The 18,003-nt window shown below is 59.9% G+C and carries 9 protein-coding genes; 4 read left to right on the plus strand and 5 right to left on the minus strand.

Annotated elements, in window-relative coordinates:
* Positions 1-130 precede the first annotated feature (130 nt).
* Complete coding sequence (nfuA, locus tag WHX55_RS16895) at positions 131-715, minus strand: Fe-S biogenesis protein NfuA (RefSeq protein WP_007912592.1); 585 nt, start codon at positions 713-715, stop codon at positions 131-133.
* Positions 716-850: 135 nt separating this feature from the next.
* Positions 851-3,148: a fatty acid cis/trans isomerase gene (locus tag WHX55_RS16900; protein WP_353740845.1), complete on the minus strand. Its 2,298-nt coding sequence runs from the start codon at positions 3,146-3,148 to the stop codon at positions 851-853.
* Positions 3,149-3,304: 156 nt separating this feature from the next.
* On the opposite strand from WHX55_RS16900, the gene metH reads away from it, so the two are divergent.
* Complete coding sequence (metH, locus tag WHX55_RS16905; protein ID WP_150723623.1) at positions 3,305-7,015, plus strand: methionine synthase; 3,711 nt, start codon at positions 3,305-3,307, stop codon at positions 7,013-7,015.
* A gap of 179 nt (positions 7,016-7,194) precedes the next feature.
* Here metH and WHX55_RS16910 read toward each other — a convergent pair whose 3' ends face one another.
* Positions 7,195-9,201 carry an NEL-type E3 ubiquitin ligase domain-containing protein gene (locus WHX55_RS16910; RefSeq protein ID WP_353743058.1) on the minus strand — a complete coding sequence of 669 codons (2,007 nt, stop codon included), beginning with the start codon at positions 9,199-9,201 and terminating at the stop codon, positions 7,195-7,197.
* Positions 9,202-9,262: 61 nt separating this feature from the next.
* Positions 9,263-13,735 carry a leucine-rich repeat domain-containing protein gene (locus tag WHX55_RS16915; RefSeq protein ID WP_353740846.1) on the minus strand — a complete coding sequence of 1,491 codons (4,473 nt, stop codon included), beginning with the start codon at positions 13,733-13,735 and terminating at the stop codon, positions 9,263-9,265.
* Positions 13,736-13,998: 263 nt separating this feature from the next.
* On the opposite strand from WHX55_RS16915, the gene WHX55_RS16920 reads away from it, so the two are divergent.
* Positions 13,999-14,217 carry a DUF2970 domain-containing protein gene (locus WHX55_RS16920; RefSeq protein ID WP_150755737.1) on the plus strand — a complete coding sequence of 73 codons (219 nt, stop codon included), beginning with the start codon at positions 13,999-14,001 and terminating at the stop codon, positions 14,215-14,217.
* A gap of 6 nt (positions 14,218-14,223) precedes the next feature.
* On the opposite strand, the gene WHX55_RS16925 is transcribed toward WHX55_RS16920, so the two are convergent.
* Positions 14,224-15,309: an ABC transporter substrate-binding protein gene (locus tag WHX55_RS16925; RefSeq protein ID WP_150755738.1), complete on the minus strand. Its 1,086-nt coding sequence runs from the start codon at positions 15,307-15,309 to the stop codon at positions 14,224-14,226.
* Positions 15,310-15,832: 523 nt separating this feature from the next.
* On the opposite strand from WHX55_RS16925, the gene WHX55_RS16930 reads away from it, so the two are divergent.
* Entirely contained in the window at positions 15,833-17,491 is a 1,659-nt protein-coding gene (locus tag WHX55_RS16930) for a nitrite/sulfite reductase (protein WP_150723619.1), read from the plus strand.
* Positions 17,475-17,969 (plus strand): DUF934 domain-containing protein, encoded by a 495-nt coding sequence (locus WHX55_RS16935; RefSeq protein WP_150723618.1) that lies wholly within the window; start codon positions 17,475-17,477, stop codon positions 17,967-17,969. Before WHX55_RS16930 ends, WHX55_RS16935 begins: the two co-directional genes overlap by 17 nt.
* The last annotated feature ends 34 nt before the right edge of the window (positions 17,970-18,003 follow it).

Below are 18,003 nucleotides of genomic sequence, written 5' to 3' on the forward strand. Positions count from 1 at the left end.
AGCAGGCTCGCTCCCACATTGGATTACGGTCGACTGTGGGAGCGAGCTTGCTCGCGATGGCGTCGGTCAATTTCACCCATAAAAAAACGGCGCTCACGGGGCGCCGTTTTTTTTGTTCGCAGCGAACACCTTAGTAGTAGGCGTTTTCTTTCTGCGTGTGGTCGGTCACGTCGCGAACACCCTTGAGCTCAGGGATGCGCTCGAGCAAAGTGCGCTCGATGCCTTCCTTCAGCGTCACGTCGGCCTGGCCGCAGCCCTGGCAACCACCGCCGAACTGCAGGACGGCGATGCCGTCTTCGACCACGTCGATCAGGCTGACCTGACCGCCGTGGCTGGCCAGCCCCGGGTTGATCTCGGTTTGCAGGTAGTAGTTGATGCGCTCGTTGACCGGGCTGTCGGCGTTGACCATCGGTACCTTGGCGTTTGGCGCCTTGATGGTCAGCTGGCCGCCCATACGGTCGGTGGCGTAGTCGACTACAGCATCGTCCAGGAAGGCTTCGCTGAAGTGGTCGATGTACGCGGTGAAGCTTTTGAGCCCCAGCGCGGTGTCTTCGGGTTTTTCTTCGCCCGGCTTGCAGTAGGCAATGCAGGTTTCGGCGTACTGGGTGCCAGGCTGGGTGATGAAGACGCGGATGCCGATGCCCGGGGTGTTCTGCTTGGAGAGCAGATCAGCCAGGTAATCGTGGGCGGCGTCAGTGATGGTAATAGCGGTCATGGAAACTCCTCGCAGGCTTGGGCGCAGTTTACGCCAATCAACGCGCCGGACAAAGTCCTAGTATTTTTGTCGGGAAAGATTTCGACAAATCCCTCTGTGGGAGCGGGCTTGCTCCCACAGGGGATCAGTGGTGTTTCAGAGGTTCTCGTAGCGGTTCATGTCCAGCACGCCCTCTTCCACCGGATCGTTTTCGTAGATATAGCGGCTCAGATCATGGAAATAAGCCCAGAATTGCGGATGACTGCGCCGTATTCCCCAACGTTCGACGATTTTCTCGAAGCTGTCGGTATCCTTGGCGCTTTCCATCGCATCCACAAACGCCGGCACTTGCCCGGCCGGGATGTTGAACATGAAGTTCGGGTAGCTGCTAAGCACCCCCGGGAAAATCGTCAGGGTGTCGAGCCCCGGTTGGTAGCGCAGTGATTCACCGAGCAAAAACGCCACGTTGCTGTGGGCACGGTTACGCAACAGGCTATAGACCTCACGCTTGCCGCTGGTGGTTTCGATACGCAGCAGGGTGGCTTCCGGCAACTGGTCGATGACCTTCAGCCCGGCGGCCGGCCGCGAAGTCAGACGGCTCAGCGCCTGCTCGGCACTTTGCAGGTCCGAGTCGATGTTCGGCCGCGAACAGTAAGCGCCATCGCAGCGATTGATCGGGTCGGGCCTGGCATTGAGGTCGCCGTATCGGGCCAGTAACTGATTGGCAAAGTCACGCTTGGGATCAGTCGAATTCAGATTCAGCGCGGTCGGCGTGTCGTCGTCGATGGTCTCGTAGTCGAGCCACATCTTGAATTTGCCACTATTCTGATACCAGTCGTCCAGGTAGTCATCCCGGGAATCGGCGGGCATCAGGCGCAGGAAGTTCTGCTCGGCGCCGTTGCGGATCAAGTCGAAATACAAGCGCGTCTGAGCCTGGTGGGACAGGTTGCCGAACACATCGAAGTTCACCGCCAGTTGATAGTAGGTGCGCTCCAGCAGCGGATAGTCGAACAGCCATATCGTTTGCGGCACCTCGCCGATCAGGCCTTTGGTCACCGAAGCGCTGTCGAAATGGCGGAAGATACTCAGCAGCGCATTGTCGTTGCCGGCCCACAGGGTCGACCAGCTCGGCACTGACTCGTCGGCGTAGCTGTCCCGGCGCAAGGCTTCGTACTCATTACGCTTATCGCGGTAGTCGTGCCACAGGCTGAGGACGCTGTCGACATCATCGTTCTGCCCCGGCATCGCCAGCAACGGCGTGGCTTGCCCGCGATAGTTCGGATCGGTGACATACAGGTCGTGCTCGGGCGCCTGGAACAGCGCCCAGAAATTATCGCGGATCACGTCCGTGGCGATCTGACCACGACACACTGGCCCACGGATAAAGGTGCGCACAAAGTACTCGGCGTTATCGAGCATGAACTGATAGCGCGCCTGGGCCGGAATCGCTTCGAAGGTGGCGAACGGGTTGGCCCGGCTCTGTGGCCCATAGCCCGGCAACGCATCGACCTGCCAGTTGCCGCTGTAGAACAGGCTCTTGACCCGCGCCAGCTTCGCCGAACTCAGCGGATAGGTGATGTGGGTCTTGTGCACGATCACACCCTGCACCGGCCACAAGCGATAGTAAAACTGCGTGCCCGGATCATCGTTCGGGCGACGGGTGTTGATCAGGTCAATCGGCTGGCCGGTCGGGGTGCGCGAACGCACCCACTGGAAGAAATGCCCAGGCTCGCCATCCTTGAAGTAGAGATGGGCGAGAAACCAGTGCTCGTACAGCCAGCGCCCCACCAGACTTTCCCGGGCGCCCGGCGAATTGAGCAGGTTTTCCCATTGCACCACCTGCAAGGCTTCCCTGGCGCTGGGCGCCAGCGCCTGCTGATCGATCGGCGCGCCGGCCGCCAGCCAGCGTTGCAGCGTCTGGTACTGCTGGTCGGTCAGGCCGGTCACCGCCAGCGGCATGCCCTCCTTCGGATGCTTGGCGGCATAACCGTCGAACTCCGCGGGCATGGCACACATGTTTTCCCGGTTCAGGCCCAGGACGATGTCTTGCGGCAGCTTCGCATTAGGTTGCAACGGAGTTTTGTGGCCAAGCTCCAGCATCCGCGCCATCAGTGCAGCCTGGCTGCCCTGGGTATCGAGCACCGAATAAAAGCCCTTTTGCTGCCAGGCCTGTTTGCCGGAGGCGTCATAGAACAGTCGGGTCGGTGCCACCGCTTTAGTGCGGTCACCGTCATAAACCGGGACTTTCGTCGCACCACGCGCTGCGCCCTCGCCGCTGCCCAGGTTGAGCTGACAGGCGGCGTCATTGCAGGCGTGGCAGGCCACGCACTTTTCAGTGAAGATCGGCTGAATGTCACGGCTGTATGAAATGGCAGAGGAAATCGCCGGACTTTGCGCCAGAGCGCCCCAACTTAAAAACAACAACAATGTGCTGATGACGAAGCGATACGACATGTCCCTGGTCCCGGATCCTGAAAAAACGCCGCGATTCTACCGGTCTGTCATCCTTACCAACATGAACGATATTCATGCAATTTCGAGTCATGCTCCAAAAGCGCACAGGTTTGCTATCATCCCGGCCCTTCGTCATGGCCTTACCGAGTAGTCCAAATGTCCGATCGCAGCGTTCGCCTTCAAGCTCTCAAGCACGCCCTCAAAGAGCGCATCCTGATTCTCGATGGCGGTATGGGCACGATGATCCAGAGCTACAAGCTCGAAGAGCAGGATTACCGTGGCAAACGCTTCGCTGACTGGCCAAGCGATGTCAAAGGCAACAACGATCTGTTGGTACTGACTCGCCCGGACGTGATTGGCGGCATTGAAAAAGCCTACCTGGACGCTGGCGCCGACATTCTGGAAACCAACACCTTCAACGCCACCCAGATTTCCCTGGCCGACTACGGCATGCAAGGCCTGGCGTATGAGTTAAACGTAGAAGGCGCACGCCTGGCGCGCAAGGTCGCCGACGCCAAGACCCTGGAAACCCCGGACAAGCCGCGCTTCGTTGCCGGCGTGCTCGGTCCTACAAGTCGCACCTGCTCGTTGTCCCCGGACGTGAACAACCCCGGCTACCGCAACGTGACCTTCGATGAACTGGTGGAGAACTACACCGAGTCCACCAAGGGTCTGATCGAAGGCGGCGCCGACCTGATCCTGATCGAAACCATTTTCGACACCCTGAACGCCAAGGCCGCGATCTTCGCTGTCCAGGGCGTGTTCGAGGAATTGGGCATTGAATTGCCGATCATGATTTCCGGCACCATCACCGACGCCTCGGGCCGTACCCTGTCGGGCCAGACCACCGAAGCGTTCTGGAACTCCGTGGCCCACGCCAAACCGATTTCCGTCGGCCTGAACTGCGCCCTCGGCGCCAGCGAATTGCGCCCGTACCTCGAAGAGCTGTCGAACAAAGCCAACACCCACGTTTCCGCGCACCCGAACGCCGGCCTGCCGAACGAATTCGGCGAGTACGACGAACTGCCGTCGGAAACCGCCAAGGTCATCGAAGAATTCGCCCAGAGCGGCTTTCTCAACATCGTCGGTGGCTGCTGCGGCACCACGCCGGGCCACATCGAAGCCATCGCCAAGGCCGTGGCCGGTTATGCGCCACGCGAGATTCCGGACATCCCGAAGGCCTGCCGCCTCTCGGGCCTTGAGCCGTTCACCATCGATCGCAACTCGCTGTTCGTCAACGTCGGCGAGCGGACCAACATCACCGGTTCCGCCAAGTTCGCCCGCCTGATCCGTGAAGACAACTACACCGAAGCCCTGGAAGTCGCCCTGCAGCAGGTCGAAGCCGGTGCCCAGGTGATCGACATCAACATGGACGAAGGGATGCTCGATTCGAAGAAGGCCATGGTGACCTTCCTCAATCTGATTGCTGGCGAGCCGGACATCTCCCGCGTACCGATCATGATCGACTCCTCCAAGTGGGAAGTGATCGAAGCCGGCCTCAAGTGCATCCAGGGCAAGGGCATCGTCAACTCGATCAGCATGAAGGAAGGCGTCGAGCAGTTCATCCATCACGCCAAGCTGTGCAAGCGCTACGGCGCCGCCGTGGTGGTGATGGCCTTCGACGAAGCCGGCCAGGCCGACACCGAAGCGCGCAAGAAGGAAATCTGCAAACGCTCCTACGACATTCTGGTCAACGAAGTGGACTTCCCGCCGGAAGACATCATTTTCGACCCGAACATCTTCGCCGTCGCCACCGGTATCGAAGAACACAACAACTACGCCGTCGATTTCATCAATGCCTGTGCCTACATCCGTGACGAACTGCCGTATGCGCTGACCTCCGGTGGCGTGTCCAACGTGTCGTTCTCGTTCCGTGGCAACAACCCGGTGCGCGAGGCGATCCACTCGGTGTTCCTGCTGTACGCGATCCGTTCCGGCCTGACCATGGGCATCGTCAACGCCGGTCAACTGGAGATCTACGACCAGATCCCGGCAGAACTGCGCGACGCCGTGGAAGACGTGATCCTTAACCGCACCCCGGAAGGCACCGACGCCCTCCTCGCCATTGCCGACAAGTACAAGGGCGACGGCAGCGTCAAGGAAGCCGAGACCGAAGAGTGGCGCAACTGGGACGTCAACAAGCGCCTGGAGCACGCACTGGTCAAGGGCATCACCACCCACATCGTCGAAGACACCGAAGAATCCCGTCAGTCCTTCGCCCGCCCGATCGAAGTGATCGAAGGCCCGCTGATGTCCGGCATGAACATCGTCGGCGACCTGTTCGGCGCCGGCAAAATGTTCCTGCCGCAGGTGGTGAAATCCGCCCGCGTAATGAAACAGGCCGTTGCCCACCTGATCCCGTTTATCGAGCTGGAAAAAGGTGACAAGCCGCAAGCCAAGGGCAAGATCCTGATGGCCACGGTGAAAGGTGACGTGCACGACATCGGCAAGAACATCGTCGGCGTGGTGCTCGGTTGCAACGGCTATGACATCGTCGACCTCGGCGTAATGGTGCCGGCGGAGAAAATCCTCCAGGTGGCCAAGGAACAGAAGTGCGACATCATCGGCCTGTCCGGCCTGATCACCCCGTCGCTGGACGAGATGGTCCACGTCGCCCGGGAAATGCAGCGCCAGGACTTCCATCTGCCGTTGATGATCGGTGGCGCCACCACCTCCAAGGCGCACACGGCGGTGAAGATCGAGCCCAAGTACAGCAACGATGCGGTGATCTACGTCACCGACGCCTCCCGCGCGGTGGGCGTGGCAACGCAGTTGCTGTCCAAGGAGCTCAAGGCCGGTTTTGTCGAGAAAACCCGCCAGGATTACATCGAGGTTCGCGAGCGCACCGCCAACCGCAGCGCCCGCACCGAGCGCCTGAGCTATGGCGCGGCCATCGCCAAGAAACCTCAATTCGACTGGGCGAGCTACACGCCGGTCAAACCGACCTTCACCGGTACCCGGGTGCTGGACAACATCGACCTCAACGTCCTGGCCGAGTACATCGACTGGACGCCGTTCTTCATCTCCTGGGACCTGGCCGGCAAGTTCCCGCGCATCCTCCAGGACGAAGTGGTCGGTGAAGCCGCCACCTCGCTCTACAAAGACGCCCGGGAAATGCTCAGCAAACTGATCGACGAGAAGCTGATCAGCGCCCGCGCGGTGTTCGGTTTCTGGCCGGCCAACCAGGTGCATGACGACGACATCGAGCTCTATGGCGATGACGGCAAGCCAATGGCCAAGCTGCATCACCTGCGCCAGCAGATCATCAAGACCGACGGCAAGCCGAACTTCTCCCTGGCCGACTTCGTCGCGCCCAAAGGCAGTGAAGTGACCGACTACGTGGGTGGCTTCATCACCACCGCGGGGATCGGCGCCGAAGAAGTGGCCAAGGCCTACCAGGATGCCGGCGACGACTACAACTCGATCATGGTCAAGGCCCTGGCCGACCGCCTGGCCGAGGCCTGCGCCGAGTGGCTGCACCAGCAGGTGCGTAAAGACTACTGGGGTTATGCCAGGGATGAAGCGCTGGATAACGAGGCACTGATCAAGGAGCAGTACAGCGGTATCCGTCCGGCACCGGGCTACCCGGCCTGCCCGGATCACACCGAGAAAGCCCAACTGTTCGCCCTGCTCGATCCAGAAGCCCAGGAAATGCGCGCAGGCCGCAGCGGCGTGTTCCTCACCGAACACTACGCGATGTTCCCGGCGGCAGCGGTCAGCGGCTGGTACTTCGCTCACCCACAGGCACAATACTTTGCCGTGGGCAAGATCGACAAGGACCAGGTGCAGAGCTACACGTCGCGCAAAGGCCAGGAGCTGAGCGTGACCGAACGCTGGCTGGCGCCGAACCTGGGTTACGACAACTAAACTGCTTTGCCGACCACAACATCGTGGTCGGTAAAGATCCCTTGTGGGAGCGAGCCTGCTCGCGATGACGGAGTAACATTCAACATTAATGTTGACTGATAGACCGCTATCGCGAGCAGGCTCGCTCCTACATTAGTTAGCCAGCGGCTGATTTAGCTATTCCTGGCCGATGTCCCTGGTTACGGTTCTTCACCCGCCAGCTCCGAGACTTCCTTGCGGGACAACTCGATCATCTTCGCGTTGCGCGCCGCCGCCAGTTCGAAAAGTTGACTCATGAATGCGGCATCATCGGCGCTCTCACCCCCTTCATCTTCCCCTCCCTGACTCTCCATTTCATCGAGTGCCCGAAAGACTTCAGGGTATTTCTCCTTGAGATAACCCACCCAATAGTCGCGCTGGATCAAGTCTTCGAAAAACCCGTCGGACCGCTCCGCATTGGCGACTTCCACGCGCGCGTGCGCCAATTGCTGCCGCGTGACGCCGGAGGCATACGTCATGTGTTTCGGCTGACCCGGCAGGATCAGGCCGTCATCCCAGCCCTCCGTCAGACCGATTCGATAACCCAGGCGCACCTCGGCCTCATCCTCGCCGGAATGAGCCGCGGCTTTGGTCGCCAGATCATCGATCTTGTCCAGTCGAAACAGCTGCCTGGACAGTTTCAACAATGCCTGGCCCTTCACACTCAGGCCTCCAGGCGGCATGTCGAGCAAGGCATTGTGGGTGAACACTTTGCTTTCCAGCCCGCTGAACGTGAGGATTCGCCCGTCGACACAGGTACCATGGGTAGCCGAACTGGCGAACAGGACTTCCCGAAGTTCGCTGTTGCTGGCCGCGGCTTCCATCACTGTCCAGACCCGTCGCGTCAAGTCGGCATTGGCCACCCGGAACTCCTGGGTGTCCTGCAATCGCGATAGCAAATGAAAGAACGCGGCATTGTCCGGCTCGGCCGCCAGTTGATCCCAGATCTGGCTTTTACCGGCCAATTCCTCCGGGGTCAGATTGGTTAACCAAGGGGTCTTTTGCGCGGAATCAGGCTCAACGTCAGGCAGCTCTTCATCCGACTCGATGCTGTCGCTTTGGTCGTGAGCATCATCCAGCGACTCGTCGAGTTCAGTCCGCGAGATCCCCAGCACGGTGTCCCGTGCTCCCGAGTCTCGGTAGGCCCTCAAGCGCTCGAGACTCTCAAGCGCCAGGTTGTTGTCGCTCAGGTCGATGCCGATCATCAGGACGTTGTGATTGCCATCCAGAACCTGCTCCGGAACCGATGTGATGTAGTTACCACTCAGATTCAGGACTCTGAGGTGGGCCGCATCCAGCACGCCCCCCGGCCATTGCGTCAGAATGTTATTGCGCAGATCGAGTGTCACCAACGCTTCGAAAACGTCAATATCGAAGGACTCCAGTTCGTTGTAGCCCAGGTCAAGCCACTTCAGACGCTCCAGATTACTCAATGAGGCAGACACGTGTTCGGCATCGTCCAGTCGGTTCGAAGACAGTTCCAGTCGCTCGAGCGTATCCATGTGCCGGACCGGCTCGGGAATTGCGTCCAGCCCATTACCGTTGAGTTCAAGGATTTTCAACCGTGTAAAGGCATTGAGGAATCCATCGGAACCTTGCCGGGTCAGTTTTACGCTCGTCAGGTTCAACGTGCCGACATGCTCGAACGTTGTCGGCAGCTCCGGCAAATCGCCCAGTTGCAGGCCATTGAGATTCAGCACGGCATCGGCAACACCGTCCGCACCGATCAGCCCCTCGCGCCAGCACTCCAGGATGCGCAAGGCACCCAATCTGCGAATGCTGGACGATGTCATCCAGCCCGTTCCCTGAGTTCCACGGGTAAACAGCCAGCCATTCAACTGGCGTGTAAGCGCGTCAAAGGTCTGTTCCCATCCGGCAAGGCGCTCGTCAATTTGCACGTCGGTTGCCCCACGCTGGCGCATCTGTTCCAGCGCTTGGGAGGCCTGCTCATCGACAAGCGCCGGGTTCAACCGTTGCAGGCGCTTTGTCACGACCCCGGACCCTTCTCCCGACGGGACTTGTGGTAGCAATAACAAATGCCGTGCGATCGAAAAGCCGCTCTCGGACGGCGGGAAGGCAAGTGGCACCGGCTCCAGGGCAAACAGTTCCAGGACACCTTCTGGCAGTCCCTTGGACACTTCAATTTTCTGCCAGGCAGCCTTCAGCATTGCTTCCGCTTGCGCAGTCAACGGCGCACCGACGAGATTGGTTTTGAGTAATACCTCACTTTCAAGCACCGCCACCGGTAATTCGCTGACGCGGCTGTCGCGCAAATCCAGCCAGGTCAATTCGGGCAGGTCTTGCGCGCCTGCCGGCCACTCCCGCAGTTCGGTCGAGCGCAGATTCAAAGCCCTGAGGTGAGACATTGCACTGACGTCCAGGGTGTTGAGGGGGGTTGCTGCTCAGGTCCAGATGTTCGAGTGTTCGCAACCCTTCGAGACCTTGCTGAACCCCTGAATCGACAACAATCCCGTTACTGGAGAGATCCAGCTGAGTCAATTTTCCGAGATCGTTGGGGCCGATGGGGATTTCGGTCAGGCCGCAAGCCCGCAAGTCGAGAGTTTGAAGCTCGGTAAACCTGCTGATGAAGCCGCGAATCTGTTCTACGGGCGCGTTGCTGCCCCTCAAATGCAGTGTTTGCACTTCCGAGAAAGCGCCGGGCGCAAGCTCGGGAAGGTCACTGAGCGCCAGATTCGACAAATCGAGCACCGAGGCGTTGGCGGTAGCGCCGTAGCGTTTGAAAACGCCATTACGCCAACTGGCTCTCACGGAGTTGCCCAGGATTGTTCGGCCCACCACCTCATTGATCGCCATTGGCATGGGTCGCGCGCGATGGGTCCAGTCGTTGAGGTTACGGTTGAGCACATGGTGTTGCTCACTCAAGGCTTCGATCGCCCCGTACCTCGCCTCGGCATCCTGCCATTGCTCGACAAACTGAGTGAACAACGCCTCGTGATTCTCGTTGGAGTCCTCCCCAAGGCGTCTCAACTCACCCTTGCTGTAATCACTGACCATTGCCTCGAGATCAACAAGGTGTGGGGATTGCCGTTTGGCGTACTCATACGCTGGCCTGAAGTTTTCACGAAGGACATTCGACCAGTCCAGCGACAGTCCGGACCAGAGCTTTTCATGTCCGCTGAAAATGCCGTCGGGCAAGGTTCTGATCCCGGTGTCCTTGAGATTCAATCGCTCAAGTCGCGGTAGATCGAGAACCCCGGCGGGCCATTCAAACAACGAAGGTGCAAGCACTTCCAACAGGCGCAGATTGCGCAATTGGCTGACATCCAGCGCAATCGGCGCGAACCCCGAACAATGGACATTGAGGTACTCAAGCCTGGTCAGCGCACCCAGCCTCGACGGCATGTCGGCGGCGTAGGGAGCGGATGAATACAGGTTCAGGTCGGTGAGCTCCGGCATCCTGCCGATGACCTCGGGCACATTGCTGAACTGGTCGCCCGTGGCGTTGATCCGCAGTTTTCTCAACCTGGGGAAATTCGCCAGCAGCGCATCTGCATTGGCGTCGGTGATGCACCGGCCCCGGACGTACAGATCACGCACATGGGAGAAATCCGCCGACAACGCAGGCAGCGCTTCGTCACTGGTCAGATCAAGCAATGTGAAGCGCGCGTGCTCCGCGGCCAACGGCGAGTTGCGCCAGCTATCCTTGAGGCCCTGCGCGACCGAAGCCTTGCCGCCCAACATGCGCTCCAGGGCAGAGCCCGACGATGGCTCGCCAACCCAATGATCGAGCGTCGCCTCAAGCGTCTCCCACTCGCGCAGGCGGGCCTGCAACAAACCATAAATCTGCGCATCGGTTTTTCCCGCACGCAGCTGCGCCAGGACAAATCCGTTGGCCTGCTGTTCGGTCAGCGCCGGATAGACATCCCGAACCCGCGTCGCCAGCAAAGGATTGATCCCTTGCCCGCGTCCGCTGGCGTAGTACCCCACCAACCGTTCGTTGACCCGAACCGGAGGCTTGAACGTCGCATGCTTGTCAGTACGTGCCTCCAGGCTCTGTGCCAGCTCGGCACGATGGGCGACGGCATGGTCGATGATTGCCGTGCGCAACTGACTGCCCTGAGCCACATGGGGAACACCCAGCGCCTGGCGCGCCGAGTCGGGCAAGGCGTGCATGATCGACGGGTAAAAATTGTCGCCATTTCGAGGAATGCCATTGAGCTCCTCGCCGCGCTCATCAAACGCCTGGTAAGCCGGTCCTTTCTTGACCACGTATTTGCGCGTGACGGCAGTCTGACTGCCAATGCCATCGATCAGCGGCCCCTCGACGTGACCGTCGCGCACTTCCAGGCGCACGCTGTCGGACCAGCCCGGCAGCTTTTCCAGGGAGTGCAGTGCGAGCCATCGGCTGTCCGCCGACGCCATACGCTCCAGATGCAACCCGGCAAAGGCTCGATTGACGCGCCCTTGTCGTGCATACCAGCGGCTCTCTTCAAGCATGCTCAAGGGAATCCGCCGCGTCGTTTGCCACCGCGCCAGTTCCTCGGCATTGGCATCGAGCAACACCCTGTTGGCAGCGGGCTCACTCAGCCCAGGGCAAGCACGCCGCAGCATCGCCACCGGTCCCTTGACCGCCTCGGTGTTCCCCGGGCCAGCCTCGAACGCCGACAACAACTCAGCCAGCCCGGGAGGCGGAGGCAGGTGATCGAGATGCATCTTGCGCAGGGCATTGTCACGGGTACCGCTGGCATCGGCGATGGTGAGCAGTTGTTCGTCAGTCAGGGCCTCGGTCGCATGGCCCATGCGCCGCAACAGGGTCAGGCGATCCCACTCCAGGGGACGCTCCAGCGTATGGTGCCAGGCACCGTGGCCGTTGTGTTCGAGAATCGGCCGCCAGGCCTCGGCATCGGACGGATGCTTGATGCGCCATTTTTTCAGCGTTGAATCAAAGGTGATCTCATACACCTTGCCCGCCTGGCGGATGTAAGTCCTGCGGTTCGCACGAAACTGTCCCAAGGCATTGGGGGCGATGTCATCGCCCAGCTCAACGTTGCACTCATAGGCCTTCAGATCGGGTTTCCACAGCCGTGTCGCGCCATCGGGGCGCTTGATGGCGTCCAGCCCTTCGATCACCGGCTCCGGTGCGACCGGCGCAATCTTGCCGAGCACCTTGCCGGCCCCGGCCATCGCCGCGATCAACGCCAGGTTTTCCGCGACATCGATCAGGTGCGCCTTGGCAGCAACGCGATCACCCTCACTCCATTCGATAACCCCTTCGAACGATTCGTACAGCAATTGCCCGGCCATTACCGTCAGCATGATCTCGCCCAGCACTGGTACGAACATCGACGCCATGTTCAAGCCCAGCATGCCGATTTCCAGCAGGTGATTGAGCTTTGCCGCCCGAGCCTTCGCATCGACCTCAGCGGTCGGGACGGCATGGCTGCGCGCATCGGCGATGACCTTGGCGCGGTTTTGCTCGTAGAGATAAGTCCACAGATCGGTGTTGGCGGACCAGATTCCGGCGACGTCTTTACGCGTCGTACCCATTGGGTCGAGGTAAGGATCTTCCACCGGTTCGCGCTTGCCCCGGGTTTCAGGGGGCAGCTCCTTGATACCGACGAACGTGGAGATCGGCGGAATGTACTGGGCGACCTTGATCCAGATGGACTGCATCGGATCGCTCGGAGCGTCCGCCGCCTTGCGGGTGAACTGGCTGAAGTAGTAAGGGCGGTCGGCGTAAGCCACGAACTGACTGAAAAAACGCTGGTGTGCGGTCGGCCTGCCATCGCTTGCAGACCGTGAATTGCCGGCCGTGAACTGGCGCTTGAATTCGTCACGCAACTGCGCCGAAGTGTAACGCTTGAGCGGATGCTCGGGATCATGGGGAATGTAGACGATGAAATCGCTGGTGTAGCGATACTGCTCGCTGATGCTGAACACCACACAGCCGGTCATCCGGCGCTTCATCAGGATGAGATCGCGGAACCAGACCTGTCTGTCGCCCATCCGGGGATGGACTTCCCCGCCAATGACCGAAAGGATCATCGCGTAGTCTTGCGGTTCGATGTCCTTTTTCAACAAGGCCAGGTCGGCTGCCGCCCTCATTGCGGTTTTCTGGCTGTCGATGAATTGCTCGCACAGGTTTGCTTGCGCCCGCGTATCGGCTGGCTGGAAAAACCTGTTCACGCAGGTTTGATACTGCGCTCCGATATCCAGCGTTCGGCACAGCGACAAGAACTGCCTGACCGTCATGCCCAGCGCAGCATCCTTGAACGTACCGGGGGTCGGCGTTTCGACGACAAACCCTGAACCACGGTGGAAGGCCCCTTCTTCACACTCCGAGGCCTCGAAGTTGTGCAATGCCGCCTGAAGCAAAGATAGCTTCAACACCTCGAAAGACGAGACTTCGATATCCAACACGCCAACCTCCAGGGGGCGCCGCAGGCACACCCAGGTCTTGTTGACGTCGACTTCGATCGAGAACCTGTCCTTGAGAGCCTTGGCCAATATCGGCCCGGCGAATGTTTCGGCGTCGTGCAGCGCGGACATTGTCTGGTCCAGACGGGTCTGCGAGATAAAACTGGCGTTGAAACTTGCCCTCAGTGCCTGCTGTTGCACGCCGGATGCGTGCACATACCAGCCCGGCAGGGGTGTTGCGCTTTCTTTGATCGCTGCGCGCCTTGGGGACGTCGCGTTGATCAACCAATCGGGAGTCATGCGCTCAAGCGATTCACTGTGCATGCTGCTTTTTCCTGGCAGCAACCGCTTGGATTCTGAACCTTCAATAGGCGACTCTACCTTCGACGTCGGCGGTGAAGTCCGGGATGAAATGCTCATACTGTCTCTCCTGGTAAATGGAGCGACAGGACACCACCCCAGGCCTGAATACCTGCGGTACATAGTTACCGCACGATCGAAAAGGCGAGACAAACCGTTTCAGGCAGCTACGGCACGAATCGGCAGATTGGCTATGCTGTGTGCACCCACTTTCAGACGAGGGATTTATGGACGATCCGGCCGATAACAAGCCGCCGACCTTCTGGCAAATGCTGCACAGCGTCATGGCGGCGGCGTTCGGGGTGCAGAGCGGGAAGAACCGGGCCCGTGATTTCACTCACGGCAAGCCGAGTCATTTCGTGATTCTCGGGATTCTCTTTACGGCGGTGTTTGCATTGATGCTGTTCGGCATCGTCAAGCTGGTGCTGCTTCTGGCCGGAGTTTGATGCGGCTCAGTGCATCAGGGTTTGCAGGGTGAACGGGTAACGCCAGGACGCGGGACGTCCCTTGGCCGAGAGTTTGTGAAAGTCCACGCCGAAATCCTGCGCCTTGCCCATCGCCAGCAGCCGTTTGGCCTGCGTCCGATCAATCAGCTGCAATAACGGAATCTGTCGGTCACGGCCGCCGTACTGGCTGAAGTCCACGCCTTGATCGTAGTCATGCAATTGCACCAGCGCCCAGCCACCGAGACTGAAGTGCCCGCCCAGCAAGACACTCAGACGACGGTCCAGCAGTGCCTGCAACGCGGCGGGTGAAGTGTTGATCGCGCCGAACAGCACGCCTTTTCCTGGCACACCTCCGGCTTCGACATACGCCTGCATCACACCGAACGCCATCTCGTCATTCGCGGCCCAGACCAGCGACGTCTGCGGGTAGCGCTTGAACAGCAACCTGGCCTGCTCGCAGGCGCGTTGCCGGGTCCAGCCGCCGTACACCAACTGCCGCAAACGCACTTCGGGGTGCTCGGCCAAGGCACGCCGCAAGCCCTTCTCCCGAAACTGCGAGGACGGAGTGATTTTCAATCCGGAAAAGGCCAGCAATTCGATCGTCTGGCCGGGGGCCACCGGGCCGTGCTGTCGGATCAGTTCCTTGAGCATCAGGTAGCCGCCCTCCTCGTCATTGGGCACCAGGCTGCCGAGCAGATCGGGGTATTTGTCAGGGCGTGCGCCAATCAGATTCATCTGATCCGGGGTCAGGGCATTGTTGACCATAAACAGCTTCACACCGCTGTCTTTGGCCAGCCGCAGGATTTCGGGGGCGATGTATTGCTCGTTGACGAAGACCAGGTAGTCAGGACGATGGTGGCCCTGAAGGGCTTCGCGAGCCTGCTGGATGGTGATTTCGGAGACGCGGTCGGAATACTGGATGCGCAAGTCCATCCCCAGGTCGGTCGCCGCGGCCTGCATGAACTGCGAATAACTCACCCAAAAAGCTTCCGTGGGGGTTCCCGGGTTCAGGAACAGCACTGACGCCGCTTGGGCACAAGGTCCCACGACCATGCCCAGCGCCAGTAATACGCCACAAAACAACTTCAACATTGGTCGTCCGAGCCCCCGGAAATTCGCCGCGCATTATAGCCAGCGAACGTCCGTAAAACGGCGACTTTTCCGGTTTTTGTCAGACAATCGTCGGAACCGGGCCCGGACGGGGTCGCTTACTGATGACTGACCCAGAAAACCGCCGTCCCCACGACCAGAATGATCAGGAACAAAATTGCCCATGCATCAACGGTGCTATCGCTTTTCCGTGCTTTGGTTGGGTTGCTCATTGCATCGCCTCTTGTCGGTTTTATCGGTGATTGCATAAAGACTCGAGCACAGTAAAGACGACGATTGCCCGCACCACAAACAGGGTCTTTGCAACAACGATTCTCATTAGGCGATTTGGTTCTTTACATATGCTCAAACATCACTTTTACGCATAACTGCAAACTGTTATCTTGCCCCGGCTCCGTAGGGAGTGCGCGGCCGTGCGCGCAGAATTGCCGAGGTTTTATCGGACGCCAGCAAGCCAAAAAACGCCGCTGTTTCCGACCGGCCCAAGCCTGAGAACAGGACTTATATGTACGTATACGACGAATACGATCAGCGGATCATCGAGGACCGCGTCAAGCAGTTCCGTGATCAGACCCGACGCTATCTGGCAGGCGAGCTGAGCGAAGAAGAATTCCGCCCCCTGCGCCTGCAAAATGGCCTTTATATCCAGCGTTTCGCGCCTATGTTGCGAGTCGCCGTGCCTTACGGCCAACTGACTTCGCGCCAGACGCGAATGATGGCCAAAATTGCCCGCGACTACGACAAGGGCTACGCCCACATCAGTACCCGGCAGAACGTGCAGTTCAACTGGCCGGCCGTGGAAGACATTCCGGACATTCTTGCCGAACTGGCCACCGTGCAGATGCACGCGATCCAGACCAGCGGCAACTGCCTGCGCAACGTCACCACCGACCAGTTTGCCGGTGTCGCCGCCGACGAGCTGATCGACCCGCGTCCATGGTGCGAGATTGTCCGCCAGTGGACCACGTTCCACCCGGAATTCGCCTACCTGCCGCGCAAATTCAAGATCGCCGTCAACGGTTCGACTTCCGACCGCGCCGCCATCGAAGTCCATGACATCGGCCTTGAGCCGGTGCACAACGCCGCTGGCGAACTGGGCTTCCGTGTATTGGTCGGCGGCGGCCTGGGCCGTACGCCGGTGGTCGGTGCATTCATCAATGAATTCCTGCCGTGGCAAGACCTGTTGAGCTACCTCGACGCCATCCTGCGGGTCTACAACCGCTATGGCCGTCGCGACAACAAGTACAAGGCGCGGATCAAGATCCTGGTCAAAGCGCTGACGCCTGAAGTCTTCGCGCAGAAAGTCGATGCGGAAATGGAGCACCTTCGCGGTGGCCAGACCACATTGACCGAAGCCGAAGTGCAGCGCGTCGCCAAGCATTTCGTCGACCCGGACTACAAGGCCCTGGAAAACCAGGCAGCCGCACTGGCCGAGCTCGACCAGCAACACCCGGGCTTCGCCCGCTGGCGCGTGCGCAACACCCTGGCCCACAAGAAGCCGGGTTATGTGGCCGTGACCTTGTCCCTGAAGCCAACCGGCGTTGCACCGGGCGACATCACCGACAAACAGCTCGACGCCGTGGCCGATCTGGCCGACCGTTACAGCTTCGGTCAACTGCGCACCTCCCACGAGCAGAACATCATCCTGGCCGACGTCGAGCAGGACAAACTGTTCGCCATGTGGGGCGAGCTGCGCGAGCAAGGCTTCGCCACGCCGAACATCGGCCTGCTGACCGACATCATCTGCTGCCCGGGCGGCGATTTCTGCTCCCTGGCCAACGCCAAGTCGATCCCGATCGCCGAATCGATCCAGCGCCGTTTCGACGACCTGGACTACCTGTTCGACATCGGCGAACTGGACCTGAACATCTCCGGCTGCATGAACGCCTGTGGTCACCACCACGTCGGCCACATCGGCATCCTGGGGGTGGACAAGAAAGGCGAAGAGTTCTATCAGGTTTCCCTCGGCGGCAGCGCCAGCCGTGACGCCAGCCTGGGCAAGATCCTCGGCCCGTCCTTTGCCCAGGAAGCCATGCCTGACGTGATCGAAAAGCTGATCGACGTGTACATCGAACAACGTACCGAAGACGAACGCTTCATCGACACCTATCAGCGTATTGGCATCGACCTCTTCAAGGAGCGTGTCTATGCAGCGAATAATTAAGAACAACGAGGTCGTCGACGAGACCTGGCACCTGCTGCCCAAGGATTTCAACATCGACGAGATCAGCAACTGCGACGACCTCATCGTGCCGTTGCAGCTGTGGCGCGAACACAGCCGCATGCTCCTGGCCCGTGACGGCGGCCTGGGCATCTGGCTGGACGCCGATGAAGAAGCCGAGGAGATCGGCGAAGACGTGGCGCAGTTCCAGGTCATCGCCCTGAACTTCCCGGCATTCACCGATGGCCGCAACTACTCCAACGCCCGCCTGCTGCGTGACCGTTACGGTTTCAAGGGCGAATTGCGGGCCATTGGCGACGTGCTGCGTGACCAGTTGTTCTACATGCATCGCTGTGGTTTCGACGCATTCGCCATTCGCGCCGACAAAGACCCGCACGAAGCCCTTGAAGGCCTCAAGGACTTCTCGGTGTCCTATCAGGCAGCTACCGACGAACCGCTACCGCTGTTCCGTCGCCGCTGACCGTCACGCCTTGAACCCCGCCCCGGGGCTCAAG

The organism is Pseudomonas fluorescens (genome assembly GCF_040448305.1).
GTDB classification, from domain to species: Bacteria; Pseudomonadota; Gammaproteobacteria; order Pseudomonadales; family Pseudomonadaceae; genus Aquipseudomonas; species Aquipseudomonas fluorescens_BH.